This is a genomic window from Saprospiraceae bacterium, assembly GCA_016717265.1.
GTDB lineage: Bacteria > Bacteroidota > Bacteroidia > Chitinophagales > Saprospiraceae > Vicinibacter.
Genome location: JADKFX010000001.1, coordinates 1,553,297 through 1,569,251 on the forward strand (window position 1 = coordinate 1,553,297; position 15,955 = coordinate 1,569,251).

Sequence of the window (15,955 nt, forward strand, 5' to 3'; positions counted from 1 at the left end):
CTTTTGACAGGGTTGAATTCTGATAATTTGAAAAATGATAAAATCTTTAAAACTAAATTTTAACTACAGTGTGCAGGATTTGTAATAAGGGCCCATTTTTTATGAGTTTGAAAATAAATGAAAAAATAGGCTTTCTGCTTTCTATTTAGCAATATGGCTATTCGTAGTATTTTTATGTTTGTCAGCATTAGGGTAATTTTATTTAGGCAATTTTAAATACTATAATTTGTGGAGAAAATATTTTTTCTACCCTTCAGCTATGTGAAGTTTTTTGTCAATCCAATCTTTACAGATTTCTTTTAATTGAAGAGGATCCGTAGCATGAATTGGTTCACCAAATGTGATGTTTACCGGTGTGTTTCGTTTAGAAAAGCACTTTATGAAATGTTCCACAAAATTTTGTTTTCCAATCCAGGAATCGTTTTTTTCTTTATATGAAATTGCAACCGGAAGTATTGGACAATTTGTTTTTGTTGATATTATAAATGGGCCATTTTTAAATGGGAGCGTTTTTGAAGAATTACTTGTTGTGCCCTCTGGGAAAATTAAAATGGAGTAGCCATTATAAATGTGATTTTTGATCAAATCAGTTGCATTTTTTCTGCTGCTAAGGTTGTTTCTTTCCACAAATAGTACGCCAAATAGTTTTAAAGTAAATCCAATTAATGGCCATTTAGATACTTCAATCTTGGCTAGCGGAATACAATCTACGAAGTGAAGTATAATAAGGGGATCTATATAGGATTTATGGTTGGAAATTATAATGAACTGACCTGATGGAATCGGTATATTGCATTTGATTTTTATCCCTAAAGTATCAATATAAAGTTTAGTTAGTATTTTTTTACTGTTAAATAACGATTTTTTACGAATTCGCTTTAGGGCAAATTCAAAATACAGTAGTCCGATTGAAAACAAAAATAACCATATTATGAGAACTAACCGAAAAGTACCTAATGCCAAATTTTTTGGCATCAATTATTAGAATTCTTTTGAAGTAAATTCGTAAATTCCTTTGGCATTTCTTCGTGATCTAAAATTAACAGAGCATCTAATACATTTTGAAAGTGTGGATCTTTGTTAAAAGCAATAACTTTAGCATTTTGCTTTAAATATTGTCTTAATAATACAGGAAGTTTGATGGAGTCAAATTGAATTTCTGAAATTAACTTATCGAATTTTTGAATATCCTGATCAAAATTGCGGAGGATAATGTTTTCCGAGCCTTTAGTTTTAAGAAAACGAAATGGAGAGCGAGGTTTTACAAAATTTCCATAGGTTGGATGTTTATTATATTTTGTCAAATAATCTATAATTAGTAATCTACTGATTTTAGAATATTCCTGGCTAATGCTAACAGGTCCTAAAATATATCTGTTTTGCGGGTTTTGAAAGATGTAGTTATAGAGCCCTTTCCACATAAGTAGCAGTAGCAAGTTTGATTTTTGATATGCTGGAGATATAAATGAACGCCCAAGCTCAACACTCTGTATCAATACTTCATTAAATTCATCTTTAATTTTAAATAAAGAGGAAATATAGAATCCTTTTTTTCCTAATAAAGGAATAATTTTATGTCCTTCTGCAAGTCGATAAGCACCCGCTATTTTCATATTTGTGGAATCCCAAATAAATAGATGTTTATAAAATGGGTCGTAAGAATCTAAATCAACTTTTAGTCCCGTACCTTCCTTTGCTTTGCGAAATGTTTCTTCTCTTAACCTGCCAATTTCCAGCATGGTATTCGGAATTTTATTAAAATCAGTAATGTATATTTCAAATTCATTTAAACTGATAATTTTACTAGTAGGGTCTAAATTTTGGATTTCCTGAGCGATGACTTTTTTAGGTATTTCCTGGATTATTTCTTGTTGCGTGTCATTTATTTTGAAAAAATATTTTATTTTTTTGGTGGCTAATTCAGAATCTGGTCTGTTTAAAATTTTTAATCTGTTAATCAAATATTTTTTTAGATCGATGGACTTGTCAAAGCCAGTAATATCTTTTTCATCTATCAAATGACTTATTCTAAGTAGCAAAGTGGATTTTTCAATTTTAGTATTCCGTCCTGCTTTAAGACTTGTCTTTAAGACTTTTAGGATTGATTTGAATAGATGAGATTTGTCTGAAATGAGATTGCACAGCAGTACTGGTTGATTTAATTTGAGGATACTTTTTATGATTTTAGATTCTAGTTTAATTTTTATTAGAATTTCTTTCAAGTCGGAGTATGTAAAGGAACCATTTATATGGACTTGGTAAATTATAATTTTAGGAGCGTTAGTATCGAATGTGACAATTTTATTTTCAGTTAGACTAATTTCTTCTGCCGAAGGTTTTATTTTGTTATTTGTAGAAAATTCAGCGGTTGAAATAGAATGTGATGGATTTGCTTTTTTCAATTCTTCTATCAAGCAATTTAATTTATTGGGATCATCCGTTTTATTACATAAGACAGTAAAATTATTTTTTGGTCCTTTGAGTCGTTTAAAGTCCTCTTTAGAAATATAGTAATCCAACAATTTATTTTTATTCATGTAAACTCGTCATTGTATTCAACTATCAAATTTAATATCCTTTTAATACTTTGATCTACTTCTAATAATATTATACTTATAATTTACAATATCATAATATTCACTTAAAGATGGATTTACAATCCTGTATTTAGTTAATATAAATTGCGTATATATTTAATAAATAAGTAATATGTAAAATCAATATTTATATTGGCTTACATCTATTTTTGTGTGTGAATTTTTTAAAATTTAATACGCATAGAATGGCCACAAATTCAAGTAATTTTTTAGTTTGGATATTTTTATTTCTTGCAATTCAGTTAGAAGCTGGTAAACGAAAAGTATTATTAATTGGAATAGATGGTGTACGATCTGATGTCTTACAAATTGCAAGAACACCAAATATTGATTTTATTGCAGAAAATGGATTTGGTACTTTTGAATCATGGCATCAGGATATCACGATCTCTGCTCCTTCCTGGTCTAGTATATTGTGTGGAGTATATCATAATAAACACGGTGTATTGAACAATTCATTTAACGGAAGTCGATATGATAAATACCCAATGCTGTGTACCTTAGGTAAACAAGTTAATCCAGATTTGAAATTTGGGATGTATATGGAGTGGTCTAAGTTTAGAAGAGTCAATGAATCATTGGGTTGGGATCAAATTATTACTGGGAGTTTAGGAAGAACAGAGAAAACGACGACAGAAGCAAAAGAGTGGGTGGTTTCAACGGATTTAGATTTTTATTTTGTATATTTAGCGGCAGCGGATCTCATCGGGCATATTTTAGGTTTTAGTCAATACAATCCATTTTATGTAAATGCAATTGAAAATATTGATCATTCTGTAGGTGTGTTAATTAATGCTTTAAAGGAAAGACCTCAATATATGGAAGAGGACTGGTTGATTTTAGTTACAACAGATCATGGTGGTCAATTATTGAATCATGGAGGCTATTCTCAAGCGGAACGCCAGGTATTTTGGTTTGCTTACAATGATAGAATAAAGCAATGTTTGCAAATAGGTGTTGATATGGGTAATTGCAATGATATATCCAATCCAATTTGTTTTCCTGTCAGACCTGCATGCCCGGTACAACCAGATATAGCGGTAACCGCATTACATCATTTATTGTATGACCAAGGATGGAAACCAGAATGTAATGATGCGTGGAGTTTAGATGGTTATTCTTGGTTATCCAGTATGGGTCTTGACTGTGATAAAAATTATAATCCAGTTTTGGTTGTGAATGATCAGTGGTAAATTATTTTACGTGAATGAATTATTTTGATAATACGATTGTAATGCTTTACCTATAAGATTAATTATTTAGTAATATTCATTTAATAACTTAGTCGAGCAATAACTCATAATTTTGCGTGATATGGAAAGAATATTAAATGCCGTTGTTTTATCTGATGTACATTTGGGTACCTTTGGTTGTCAAGCTCGTGAATTATTAAATTATTTGCAGTCTATACAACCTGAAGTTCTTATTCTGAATGGAGACTTTATTGATGGTTGGCAGTTTACGAAAAGATATTTTCCACCGGTACATATACAAGTTATATATGAAGTGATGAAAATGGCAATGAATGGAACGAAAGTATATTATCTTTCTGGAAACCATGATGAGTTTATTCGAAAATTTATTCCATTTTATTCTGGTAATATTTATTTTAGAGATCAACTTGAATTAGAAATTGATGGGAAAAGGCATTTATTTTTCCATGGAGATGCATTTGATTTTTCTATTCAAATGTCCCCATTATTAGCTAAAATGGGAGGATTCGGATATGACAATTTAATTCGAATGAACACGATTATTAATGCCATTCGATTAAAATTAGGATTTGAAAGAATTTCATTTGCACATTCTGTAAAATCCAAAATTAAACAAGCCATTAATTTTATTAAAAACTTTGAAGAACAAGCTGTTGAATATGGCATAAGTAAAAATGCGCAGTTTGTAATTTGTGGACATATTCATATTCCCAATATCGTTCATGTTGAAAAAAATGCTAAAAAAATATGTTACATGAATTCCGGTGATTGGGTAGAAAATTTAAGTGCACTGGAATATAAAAATGGCAATTGGTCACTGTATACTTATGATGAAATGGAATTTCAATACTTAAATCGACATTTAATCTACAGAGAAAAGCCAGCTAAAGTATTCAATGACTTAGTTTCAAGAAGTGAAGTCCTTATTTAATGAGTTCAACCTCTTCTTTTTCAAGTATTATTTTATAGCCGACCCCTTTAATAGACTTTATAAGGGATTTATCAATTTTTCGCCTTAGTTGCACAATATGTACATCTACGGTGCGATCATTCGAATTGGGTTGTGCGCCCCACACTTGATTAAAAATTTGTTCTCTTGTATAAACCCTTCCAGGTTCTTGGCATAAGTGCCACAAAATTTGAAATTCTCTTCTAGTAAGATCTTTGATTTGAATCTGATCTTTAATTACAACATGCCGTAGACTATCAACTATCATTTTCATTCTTAGGTTTAGGCATTATTAGTGAGACGTTATTTAATATTATTCTTTGGGGCAAAGTTAGTCTTGTCTAGAGGCAGTGAAGATGCTTTTAAAATTATGAAATCATTAAATTAATGTAAAGAAATTGATTTCGGAGGATTCTGTCTTCAGCCTGTTCGTTTTATTCAGTTGGAATGTATATTTGAAATGGTTAAATGTAATTTTATGCTAAAGCAATAGCAGAAAGCACCATTCAACTAAAATTCGAACATAGCCGAATATAGATTTTCACGATTATAGTACTAAAGTGCACCGGAATAAATAATCTAGAGTGAAACTAGAACTAAAGATTGCCATATGACTAATTAAATTGAGATCAATATTAATTAGTTTATCAAATCCATCTCTTTTTTTAATCTGTCGAAATTTCCTAATGTCATTTGAACTAATGGGAGCCGGAATATATTTTCACATAATCCTAAATAATGTGCTCCTGCTTTGACACCTGCAGGATTTCCATCAATATAGAGCCATTTATGGAGATCAAATAATCGCAGGTTTATTTCTTGGGCTTCAGAAAAGTTTCCTTGCATTGCAAAACGGATCATATCTGAAAACAACTTAGGATATATATTGGCAATAACAGAAATTACTCCATCACCTCCGATACCTATAAGACCTAAGGCTAAAGGATCATCTCCTGATAAAACTAAAAAATGATCTGGCTTTTCTTTAATTATTTTTGTTGCCTGTGTCAAATCACCAGAAGCTTCTTTAACAGCGGCAAATTTTGAAGAAGCATGTGCTAATCTCAAGGTAGTTTCAGGCAAAATATTGGAAGCAGTTCTGCCGGGTACATTATAAATAATGATCGGTAAAGGACTGTGTTCTGCAATTTCCATGTAATGTTGAAAAATACCTTCTTGAGAAGGTTTGTTATAAGCAGGGCTGCTTGATAAAATTGCTGAAATACCTTCGGTATTTAAAATTTGAATTTCTTTAACTAATTCAAGCGTATTGTTTCCACCGAATCCTGCAACAACAGGAATTCTATTATTTGATATTTTAATGGTATGCTGAATAACAGATATCCTTTCTTCATAAGAAAGTGTAGCCGATTCACCCGTAGTTCCCATACTCACTAAATAATCTACTCCTCCAGCTATACAATGTTCAATAATTTTAGATAAATCTTCAAATTTAATCTGACCATTTGCGTCAAAAGGAGTTATTAATGCGACTCCGGTTCCTTTTAAAAAGCTGTAGTTGGATTTCATTAAAATTTACTTTAGGATTTGGACGAAAATTGAGGAATTTATTTTTTAATGTATTAAATTTAAGCATTAGCTGGATACCAATTTTTCCTCAATGAATCTTCCCATTTTATTATATTTTTCTATTCGTTCATTAACGAGTTGCTCTTTAGTGTTTTTTGAAAGTCTAGCAACTTGATCTAGAATATGAAGTTTCAATGTATTAGCCATTGTTTGTGGATCAGAATGAGCGCCGCCAACAGGTTCTTTAACAATACCATCAATGAGACCGAAACCTTCCATATGATCTGCTGTAAGCTTTAAAGCTTCTGCAGCTTGCTCTTTAAAATTCCAACTGCGCCATAGAATAGATGAACAAGATTCTGGAGAAATAACCGAATACCAGGTATTTTCAAGCATAAATACTTTATCGCCTACACCAATTCCTAAAGCGCCACCAGAAGCCCCTTCACCAATAATATAGCAAATAATAGGTACTTCCAATTTAGCCATTTCAAATAAGTTTCGGGCAATGGCTTCTGCCTGTCCTCGTTCTTCAGCTTCAATACCAGGATAAGCACCTGGAGTGTCGATTAATGTAACCACCGGAATGCCAAATTTTTCGGCAGTTTTCATAAGACGTAGTGCTTTTCTATATCCATCTGGATTTGCCATTCCAAAATTTCGAAATTGTCGCAACTTTGTAGTATTGCCTTTTTGATGCCCAATGATCATTACAGATTGTTCATCAATTTTAGCAATTCCTCCAACAATCGCTTTGTCATCTTTAACATTTCGATCACCGTGGAGTTCAATAAATTTTGAACACATTACTTTAATATAATCCAATGTGTAAGGCCGATTTGGGTGTCGAGAAAGACTAACCTTTTGCCAACCTGTAAGCTTACTATAGATTTCTTCCCTTTTTTCTTTAATTTTTTCTTCTATTTCTTTAATTTTTCCGGTCATATCAATATCGCTGTCATCAGCAATTTTCTGAAGCTTCTCTAGTTGGCCATAAAGCGTTTCTAAAGGCTTTTCAAAATCCATAAAAATCATATAATCAAAGGTTTATGGCAATTAAGCAGTTAAAAATGGAAACCATTTCAAAAAGCAAGTTAGAACAAAGAAATGGGAGAATTAAATAAAGGATATTTTTTTTGACTCGGGCGAATTAAACTAATTATAATATAAGCATTTATATATTACTTAAAAATTTAATGTAATAACCTAAAGCACATTTTTTGAAAAGTCTAAAGGATATATTTGAATTTAATGCTTCCGATAGTTTTATAAGTATTCTACCATTTTGAATTATTAATATCCTAATATTAGGACATTATTTATAACCAAGTTTTCTAATTTTCAGGAGTCTAAAAACAAGAAGTATTAAGGTTCCCCAAACTGAAAAAATAATAAAACAAGCAACCGAAAGTAGCCAAATTGGAATTTTATCGCCAGTGGCCCATAAACTCCTTTTATTAAAATTATTTTCATAGTTTGTAGCTACGCCCCAAGGAACCATTGTTTCAGCTTCCAGATTTCCATAAGTTTCGTTGTCTTCAACTTTAGCTATTAAAATAAAATTTCCATTAGGATCACCAGGCAATGATTCTTTTGTAAATTCAGTGCTTGCTGTTCCTGTTGAATCTGTTGTAACAGTTTCATCCTCGCCTAAGGGTAACACAGATCCAAGACGTTTCACACCGAGCTTGATTTCAACATCTTTTGCAGGAATCCAGGTATTATCTTTTCGTTCTTCAAAGGAAACAATCACAGAACGTATGTCTGAATCTAAAACGGTATCAATTTTAATCCTTGCAATATTAATTTCTGTTTCAGCTTGACGACTTCCGATTTCAGGAATTGAATCCGTAACTGCAATAAATTTGTGATGGTTTAATTGAACCCATTGATTTTTAAATGTTGTTGGAATATAGCTTATTAAATTTCCATCATGATTTGTTGTTGCTTCTGTTATTAAATTTTTTTCATCCGTTTCATCATCCAGATAAATTTTTATTTTTAAATTTCGAATGGGTTCAATTTTTTTATCAATCTTTAGATTACACTGTGTATTTAAGTATTGCGTTTTGCCCTGAATATTAAAATATTTTATTGAAATGAGAGGCTTTTTAACAGGGACAATGCTATCCTCCTGGCTCCATAAATTATTTTGATTTAAAATCAGAAATAAAATACAAAAAATAGATTTAAATAAGTTGTTCAGCTTGTTCATCGTGTCCAGATATCGTTTCGTGAATAGGAATAATAGGGAATATTCTTGCAAATAGTGTAATGATTAACATGGCTCCTGCTAATGAACCCATTGCGATTGCCCATTCTTGCCAACTTGGAAAATAATGTTTAAATCGATCAGGTACATCCTGCATCGGTAAAAAAGGATGCAATAAAGTTGGAGTTACAATCAGATATCTTTTAAACCAAGCACCCACTACAACCATGATTCCTGCAATAAATACAAAGGTTGGTTTGCGACCTGCTTTGGTTATAAGAATCGTTATTGGAATTAACATTCCTACCACAATTGCAAACCAAAACATGGGAGCATAATCTCCTGCAAATAATTGTGTGAGATGGGCCTCTTCTGGTTTTTTCATTTTAAAGGCAGGTACTAAATATTCATTAACATTAAAATATAAATAAAGAAATGCCAGCATGACCACAGCTTTACCCATTCTATCAAAATGATGTTCCGTAATATAAGATTCAAGATGGTACGCTTTTCTAAAAACATACATAGCAATTACGACTCCTCCAGCACCCACTAGAAAAGCCCCGGAAACAAAATATGCACCAAAATTTGTACTATCCCAGCCAGGCCTATACGTAGTGGCGAATAGCCAGGAAGTTACCGTGTGGATGCAAAATGCCACCGGAATGATCATAATACTAAGGATTTTAATGGAATGATTGTTTATATTATTTTGATCCTTTGAACCTTGCCAAAAGGAACCTAAGAATTGATACACTTTCGGTAGCCACTTTGAATTTGAATTTGCGTTTTTGATGAGAATTTTAAGGTCTGGTAATAGCGGTAAATAAAGTAATAGTATGCTAATTAGAAAGTAGGTGCCAATGACGATTACATCCCACATAATGGGTGATTGCATTCTTGGATGAATTGCTAAATTGAGTAATCTTTCTGGGCGACCCATATCTACTATTATGATGAGCGATGCAAACTGTAAATCGTCAGGATAAAGTGGACTAAATATAACTAAAAACTAGTTAGTGTTTCCAGGATCAATTAAATTTACAAATTATGGAAACAAAGAAGAAACAAACCACAGAAAACTTCATTAAGGAGATTCGCAGACGAACTAGAAGGATATTTAGTTCCGAACAAAAGATTGGAATTGTTATGGAAGCATTGAGAGCTGAGATTTCAGTAGCAGAGTTATGTCGAAAGTATTCAATACATGAACCGCAATTTTACAAATGGAATAAAGAGTTCTTGGAAGCAGGAAAGAAGCGATTATCCGGCGATACGACCAGGGAAGCCACAAGTGATGAAGTGTTAGAGCTTAGAAAGGAAAATCAGCGTTTAAAAGAGATGGTTGCTGATTTGGTACTTCGATATGATATTGTAAAAAAAAGCTTGTCCGTGCTGGAATAACCGTAAAATTCAATAAGTATATGAGATTTACAGCTTCGGAAAAACAAGAGTTAATCAATATCGTAGTTGGTTCCCAAATTGGGGTTAACAAAACACTTCGAGAGATTGGACTTAATAAAAGTACTTTTTATAACTGGTATAAAGCTTATTCTGATCATGGTGTGGATGGATTGGCTCCCAGTAAACGTACTAACAGAAGGCAATGGAACAGTATTCCACAAGAGCAAAAAAATATTGTTGTCATACTTGCATTGGAGTTTCCTCATTTATCATCCAGGGAACTTGCTTATAAACTTACGGATGAACAACAAATATTTATATCAGAATCAAGCGTCTATAGAATTCTAAAAGAAAGAGGATTGATTCCGGCTCCTGCACATATTTTTATAACAGCAGCAGATGAATTTAGTAAAAAGACTGCATTCGTAAATCAGATGTGGCAAACAGACTTTACCTACTTTAAAATATTAGGCTGGGGTTGGTATTACTTAAGTACTGTTTTAGATGATTACAGCAGATATATTGTCCACTGGGAACTCTGCAAAGGCATGAAAGTGGAGGATGTAAAAAGGACCGTTGATAGAGCAATCATCAAAGCTAAAATTGTCACTAAACAACGACCTAAATTATTGTCTGACAATGGCTCTTGCTATATAGCTTCTGATTTAAAAAATTATTTGAAAAAATTCTATGATATAGACCAGATACATGGAAGGCCATTCCATCCTCAAACGCAAGGCAAGATTGAACGATATCATAGGACAATGAAAAACGTCGTAAAACTTGATAATTATTACTGCCCTGAGGAATTGGAAAGAGCTTTAGAAAAATTTGTGCAAACTTATAACAATGAAAGATACCATGAATCACTAGAAAATTTAACTCCTGCCGATATGTATTTTGGTCGTGGCGACCTCATTTTAAAAGAAAGAGAAAGAATTAAACTACAATGTCTTAGGGATAGAAAAATTGAATATGAAAAATTATTTCCCATTAAAATTAATATTTATAAACAAAAAGAATTAGCTTTGAATTAAATAGAAACACTAATTAGTGAAAAGTTCAAATTACTTTGACGACATACAATATTCTGTTTTAAAAAATTCGTTAAACTTTAGCACAAGTTTAGTCTACTCTTTAATTTAAATATATGACTCTCATCATTTCCAGAAATGAGATTTATTAGCGCATTCTGAAATTCGCCTTGATTTCCAAATACAACAATACTTAAATAGTATGTGAGCATCTTATTTGGATCTATTGGTAAAACGCAAAGGAATTAATACTAAAAGTTGAAACACTTCTAATGCACTTTATTTTAAATTTAATAAATAGTAAAATTAAACTACTTCACTGGTGTGCTTTACAAATACAATTATGCTTTGTGCATTATAAATGAATATGTAATTGAAAGCTTTAAGAGATGGAGTTTTAATGATTTTTTTTGTTAGATTGTAGGAATCAATCTATTATAAACAAAAAAACCCCACTATGTGAGGTTTCTTGCGGACCGGACGGGACTCGAACCCGCGACCTCCGCCGTGACAGGGCGGCATTCTAACCAACTGAACTACCGATCCATAGTTCTTTTAATTTTATTTTTCCAAAGTTATTATAAAACTTTCTTTATGTACAAAAGGAACTTATTTTAATCAAATATGGTTTAAAACAAGCCCACTTATTAAATTGGAGCGGCAAAGTTAATAACTATCAATCTATTTTTCAAAGGATTCCCGAAGTATATTTAATACATTTTGCTGTTCTTAGGATCCGAATTATAAGGACTCATATTGAGTTATTGGATTAATTATCAAGTATTTAGACCATTTTTTGAATCTGAATTTGAATTTTTTGTATCTTTCATTAAGTTTTAAATATTATAAACTATTGATGTATAAAATAACAAGGAATTTTAAAATTGATTGTAAGAAGCATATAATCAAGATTTTACAACTTGCCTTTGTGCTCTTTTCTTATGAAGTTTCGTTTTCGCAATGCGCTGGTTTAGATGCAGATGCTGGTCCTGATATGTGGCAATGTGAGCCTGGCCAATTAATTCAACTTCAAGGCTCGGTGCAAGGTAATTATACTAAGATTTATTGGACTCCTGTTTTTGGATTAAGTGATCCCAACATCCTGGACCCTATAGTTTCGATCAAAAACCCTGGAAAATATACCTTTAAATTAACAGCAGAAGGTTTGTCCACCATAAATTTGATTGTAAACAGCGATTTTGATGCTGGAAACACTGGCTTTGTTTCAAATTATGTTTATAATACAATCAATATAACGGAAGGTGAATATTTTGTAACAGCAAATCCATCTTCATGGAATGGAGGTTTTAGTCCATGTGGTGACCATACTTCTGGAAGTGGAAATATGTTATTGTTAAATGGGTCACCGGTTGCAAATACTAACTTTTGGTGCCAAACTATTCCTACTGTTATAGGTCGTAGATATCAATTTGAATTTTGGAGCCAGTCTGTAGTTGGATCTAATATCGCACAGCTAAATGTAAAACTTAATGGTACTTCAATTGGTACCACACAAGCAGGTGGTTTGTGTAACTGGGAGCGATTTGTGGTAAATTTTATTGCAACCACAACGAATTCTCAACTTTGTATTAGTGAAACTACAGGAATCCGGGGTGGAAATGATTTTGCAGTAGACGATATCACACTTTATGAAACTTGCATGGATATGGATGAAGTGATGGTTGAAATTGTCAATCTTGTTGCAAAAATTGATATCCCGATTCAAGCTAAATGTTCATCCGACCCTTTTGATCTAACAGCTCTTGGTTCATCTACTGGACCCAATATTCGTTATGTCTGGTCAACGGATGTTGGAGTGATCCTTTCTCAAAATGGACTCATAGCAAAAGCCAAAGGTTCCGGTATTTATACCGTTAAAGTGATCTATACAAATGGGAATGTGATTTGCGAACAAGAGGCTTCAATTGAATACATTGCCCCTGAAATATTGAGTGGTACCATCGAGGTAAATGAAAAAATAAACTGTCGACAAGATAGTATATTGCTGAAAGCTACCATAGTTACTGGTAGTGGATTGTATTCGTTTAAATGGGCACCTGATAGTTTAATTTTAAGTGGTCAAAACACAGATTCTATTTTTATTAAAAAGGCTCGAAAGTATTTTGTTACAATTACGGATCAAAACTCAGGATGTAAACTTAGTTTGGACTATGATGTACTCTCAGATACTTTAAAACCACTTGCCAAAATCATTGGAGATACACTTTTAAATTGTATTACATCAAATGTTATTTTAAAATCAAGTCTAACAGATAGTTTAAAGTATAACATTCGTTGGGTGACACCGGATAAAAAAATATTGACTAATAAAAGTTCTATTTTGGATTCTGTTAGTGGAGTCTACAAATTATTTATTTTGGATACACGCAACCATTGTCAGGATAGTGCATCTTGGAATGTTTATTTGGATACGATTCATCCTTTGATTGACCTGGGTTTGAACCAAATCATCGACTGTTTAAATGATGGGGTTATTATAACGAATCAATTGCAGAATTCATCGCCAGAATTTTCTTATATTTGGACAATAAATAATTTTGTATTTGCAAAAAAATCCACTTTAATAGATCAAAACATTGCAAACGCTTCAAACATTAAACTGCAAATTCTAAATGAATCGAATGGTTGTGAAGTAACAGATAGTTTGATTGTTACAGACATCAGATCGATTCCTTTTTTGGATGCAGGTAATAGTGAATTGCTCACCTGTATAAATACTTCTGTAAAATTGCAAGCACGGATTAACCTTACCGATACCTTGCAAATAGTATGGTCTACTTTATTCGGAAATATTTTATCTGGATCAAATACGCTTGAACCTATAGTGAATCAAAAGGCTTGGTATTTTATTCATATCATGAACCCAACAAATGGCTGTGAAAATGAAGATTCAATATTTGTCGATGAAAATATTGTGCCGCCAAATGCAATGCTAGGTCCAGATCTTAGTTTTAGCTGTATAGATAGTGTTAAAACAATAGACGCTTCAAATAGTAGTGCTGGGAATTCAATCAGGTATCTTTGGTCAAGTCTTGATGGTTCTATTAAATCGGGCTTAGGTACAAATAAAATGGAAGCAGATAAACCAGGGAAATATCAACTTATTGTTTTAGATACCTTGAATGGGTGTAGTGATACTGCAAGCATTAACATATTTCCAGATACGAATAAGCCAATTGTTTCTGTTGCCACTCCAGATACATTAAATTGTCTTGTAACCGAAATAACGTTGCTTGGATCTGCTTTTTCCCAGAGTGGAAATCCTCTCCAATTTCATTGGACAAATAGTTTAGGGACTGGGATTCAATCTCCGGATTCATTAAGCACAAAGATTCAATTACCAGGAAGTTATTTTTTTACTGCGGTAGATAAAATAAATGGGTGCAGCACTACCGTACAAACGTTTGTTCGTATTGATACGCTAAAACCGGTCATCGATGCAGGTGTTGATCTCGTTTGGAATTGTAATACGAATCAAATCATTCTGGAAGGCTTGGTGTCTGGCAATAGGAATTCATTTGAATTTAATTGGATAACAAATGATGGCAGCATTTTATCGAACCCTAATCAGCAAAAAGTTGCCATTAATACACCCGGCGGATATTTTTTTAAAGTATTGAATTTATGGAATGGTTGTTCTTCCTCCGATACCATATTGATTATTCCAGATTTGGTTAAACCGGTAATCAGTATACAAAAGCCGGATACCCTGAGTTGTTATAATCCAAGCATTCAAATAAATACAATAGGGTCTAGCATTGGAAATCGTTTTAGTGCATTATGGACTCGTATGAATGGAACAATACCTGGAAATCCAATGGCCAACACAATCATCGTGGATCAGCCTGGATTGTATTTTTTTAGGATATTAGATACCATCAATAAATGTTTCGAGGCAGACAGTGTTTGGGTCATAGAGAATAAAATACATCCTGAAATAACGATTCAAATACCAGATGAATTAAATTGTTCCAGAAAAACTATTGAGCTCCATTCAAGTATTCAAAATGGTGGGAATAATTTATTAATTTACTGGAGCAGTGCAACTGCTCAAATTTTGTCTTCAAATTCACAATTAATTTGTGTTGTTGATAAAGCAGCTAAATATATTTTAAAAGTTCAAAATCTTGAAAATGGGTGTACCGACATTGATTCTATAGAAGTTTTTGAAAATCTCAATATTCCTACAGATTTTAATTACACAATACAACAACCTAAATGTTTTAATGAAAAGGGTTCAATCTTAATCAACCAAATCATAGGAGGTCAGAGTCCATTTATGTATTTTCTAGATGGAACTTTAGTAAATGGAAATGCAATCAATAATCTTTCTTCAGGCGTTCGCAATATTCGTATACTGGATGCTAACGGTTGCAGTTTTTCAAAAGATATTACGATTCAAAAACCATCCAACCCGACCGTTACCTTGCCTTCAATTATTAAAATTGATCTAGGCACTAATTACCAATTGAGGCCTGTTTTTTCTGTTCCTTTAGATTCTATTCTATGGATTGAATGGACTCCATCAGAAAAACTGTCATGTTTGGATTGTGCTGAACCAGTAGTTCTTGGTTTAGACAAAGAAACATACTATTCTGTAAATTATGCAAATAAACAAGGATGCATAGCCAGTGCTACAATTTTGATAAAAATAATACGACGAGGAATTTGGACCCCAACTGTTTTTAGTCCGAATGGTGATGCTGTAAATGATTGGTTTTATCCAACGGTAGTTGATGATAGCTATCAAAGTATCAGATTTATGACAATTTATAATCGTTGGGGGGAACAAGTTTTTAAGAATGAAAAGTTTCAACCGAATTTACCCTCTGAAGGATGGAATGGTGAGTTTAAAGGAATAAAAATGAATCCAGGAGTTTATGTTTATGTAATGGAGGTTATTTGGAATAATGGTGAAACTCAAAAATTAGTAGGCGATATTACCTTGGTTAGATAAGTTACCAAAAACTATTGTTGAAAGCTAAGTAGGATTT

General features: G+C 32.4%; 11 protein-coding genes and 1 tRNA gene. 4 read left to right on the top strand and 8 right to left on the bottom strand.

Features of this window, described 5'->3' with window-relative positions; all coding sequences use genetic code 11:
* Window positions 1-246 precede the first annotated feature (246 nt).
* Both IPO86_06080 and IPO86_06085 read right to left on the bottom strand, forming a co-directional pair.
* Window positions 247-918 carry a 1-acyl-sn-glycerol-3-phosphate acyltransferase gene (locus IPO86_06080; GenBank protein MBK9727671.1) on the bottom strand — a complete coding sequence of 224 codons (672 nt, stop codon included), beginning with the start codon at window positions 916-918 and terminating at the stop codon, window positions 247-249.
* Window positions 919-974: 56 nt separating this feature from the next.
* Window positions 975-2,537 carry a GNAT family N-acetyltransferase gene (locus tag IPO86_06085; GenBank protein ID MBK9727672.1) on the bottom strand — a complete coding sequence of 521 codons (1,563 nt, stop codon included), beginning with the start codon at window positions 2,535-2,537 and terminating at the stop codon, window positions 975-977.
* A 245-nt stretch (window positions 2,538-2,782) separates the two neighbouring features.
* Between IPO86_06085 and IPO86_06090 the strand changes: the two genes are divergently transcribed.
* Entirely contained in the window at window positions 2,783-3,790 is a 1,008-nt protein-coding gene (locus IPO86_06090) for an alkaline phosphatase family protein (GenBank protein ID MBK9727673.1), read from the top strand.
* A gap of 121 nt (window positions 3,791-3,911) precedes the next feature.
* The gene (locus tag IPO86_06095) at window positions 3,912-4,742 is read left to right on the top strand and encodes a UDP-2,3-diacylglucosamine diphosphatase (protein ID MBK9727674.1); all 831 of its coding nucleotides are present in this window, start codon (window positions 3,912-3,914) and stop codon (window positions 4,740-4,742) included.
* On the opposite strand, the gene IPO86_06100 is transcribed toward IPO86_06095, so the two are convergent.
* From IPO86_06100 to nrfD, 5 genes are all read right to left on the bottom strand, one after another.
* Window positions 4,735-5,034, bottom strand: coding sequence for a winged helix-turn-helix domain-containing protein (locus IPO86_06100; GenBank protein MBK9727675.1), 300 nt, complete (start codon window positions 5,032-5,034; stop codon window positions 4,735-4,737). The two genes, IPO86_06095 and IPO86_06100, sit on opposite strands and share 8 nt — an antisense overlap.
* 365 nt (window positions 5,035-5,399) lie before the next feature.
* Window positions 5,400-6,290, bottom strand: a complete 891-nt coding sequence (locus IPO86_06105) for a 4-hydroxy-tetrahydrodipicolinate synthase (protein ID MBK9727676.1) — start codon at window positions 6,288-6,290, stop codon at window positions 5,400-5,402.
* A gap of 66 nt (window positions 6,291-6,356) precedes the next feature.
* Window positions 6,357-7,325, bottom strand: coding sequence for an acetyl-CoA carboxylase carboxyltransferase subunit alpha (locus IPO86_06110; GenBank protein ID MBK9727677.1), 969 nt, complete (start codon window positions 7,323-7,325; stop codon window positions 6,357-6,359).
* 280 nt (window positions 7,326-7,605) lie between these two features.
* Entirely contained in the window at window positions 7,606-8,505 is a 900-nt protein-coding gene (locus IPO86_06115) for a hypothetical protein (GenBank protein ID MBK9727678.1), read from the bottom strand.
* The gene (gene nrfD, locus IPO86_06120; GenBank protein ID MBK9727679.1) at window positions 8,480-9,445 is read right to left on the bottom strand and encodes a polysulfide reductase NrfD; all 966 of its coding nucleotides are present in this window, start codon (window positions 9,443-9,445) and stop codon (window positions 8,480-8,482) included. The genes IPO86_06115 and nrfD overlap by 26 nt, the downstream gene beginning before the upstream one ends.
* A gap of 107 nt (window positions 9,446-9,552) precedes the next feature.
* On the opposite strand from nrfD, the gene IPO86_06125 reads away from it, so the two are divergent.
* A protein-coding gene (locus IPO86_06125; protein MBK9727680.1) for an IS3 family transposase occupies window positions 9,553-10,943 on the top strand; the annotation gives its coding sequence in 2 pieces (ribosomal slippage) (window positions 9,553-9,877 and window positions 9,877-10,943; 1,392 coding nt in all).
* Between the two features lie 469 nt (window positions 10,944-11,412).
* On the opposite strand, the gene IPO86_06130 is transcribed toward IPO86_06125, so the two are convergent.
* Window positions 11,413-11,486 (bottom strand) — tRNA-Asp (locus IPO86_06130).
* A 310-nt stretch (window positions 11,487-11,796) separates the two neighbouring features.
* On the opposite strand from IPO86_06130, the gene IPO86_06135 reads away from it, so the two are divergent.
* Window positions 11,797-15,918, top strand: coding sequence for a gliding motility-associated C-terminal domain-containing protein (locus IPO86_06135; protein MBK9727681.1), 4,122 nt, complete (start codon window positions 11,797-11,799; stop codon window positions 15,916-15,918).
* Window positions 15,919-15,955 lie beyond the last annotated feature (37 nt).

Excerpts from the sequence above, each read along its gene's own strand:
- IPO86_06085 (MBK9727672.1), bottom strand. The coding sequence starts at position 2,537 with ATGAATAAAAATAAATTGTTGGATTACTATATTTCTAAAGAGGACTTT.
- IPO86_06090 (MBK9727673.1), top strand. The coding sequence starts at position 2,783 with ATGGCCACAAATTCAAGTAATTTTTTAGTTTGGATATTTTTATTTCTT.
- IPO86_06095 (MBK9727674.1), top strand. The coding sequence starts at position 3,912 with ATGGAAAGAATATTAAATGCCGTTGTTTTATCTGATGTACATTTGGGT.
- IPO86_06100 (MBK9727675.1), bottom strand. The coding sequence starts at position 5,034 with ATGAAAATGATAGTTGATAGTCTACGGCATGTTGTAATTAAAGATCAG.
- IPO86_06105 (MBK9727676.1), bottom strand. The coding sequence starts at position 6,290 with ATGAAATCCAACTACAGCTTTTTAAAAGGAACCGGAGTCGCATTAATA.
- IPO86_06110 (MBK9727677.1), bottom strand. The coding sequence starts at position 7,325 with ATGATTTTTATGGATTTTGAAAAGCCTTTAGAAACGCTTTATGGCCAA.
- IPO86_06115 (MBK9727678.1), bottom strand. The coding sequence starts at position 8,505 with ATGAACAAGCTGAACAACTTATTTAAATCTATTTTTTGTATTTTATTT.
- nrfD (MBK9727679.1), bottom strand. The coding sequence starts at position 9,445 with ATGGGTCGCCCAGAAAGATTACTCAATTTAGCAATTCATCCAAGAATG.
- IPO86_06135 (MBK9727681.1), top strand. The coding sequence starts at position 11,797 with ATGTATAAAATAACAAGGAATTTTAAAATTGATTGTAAGAAGCATATA.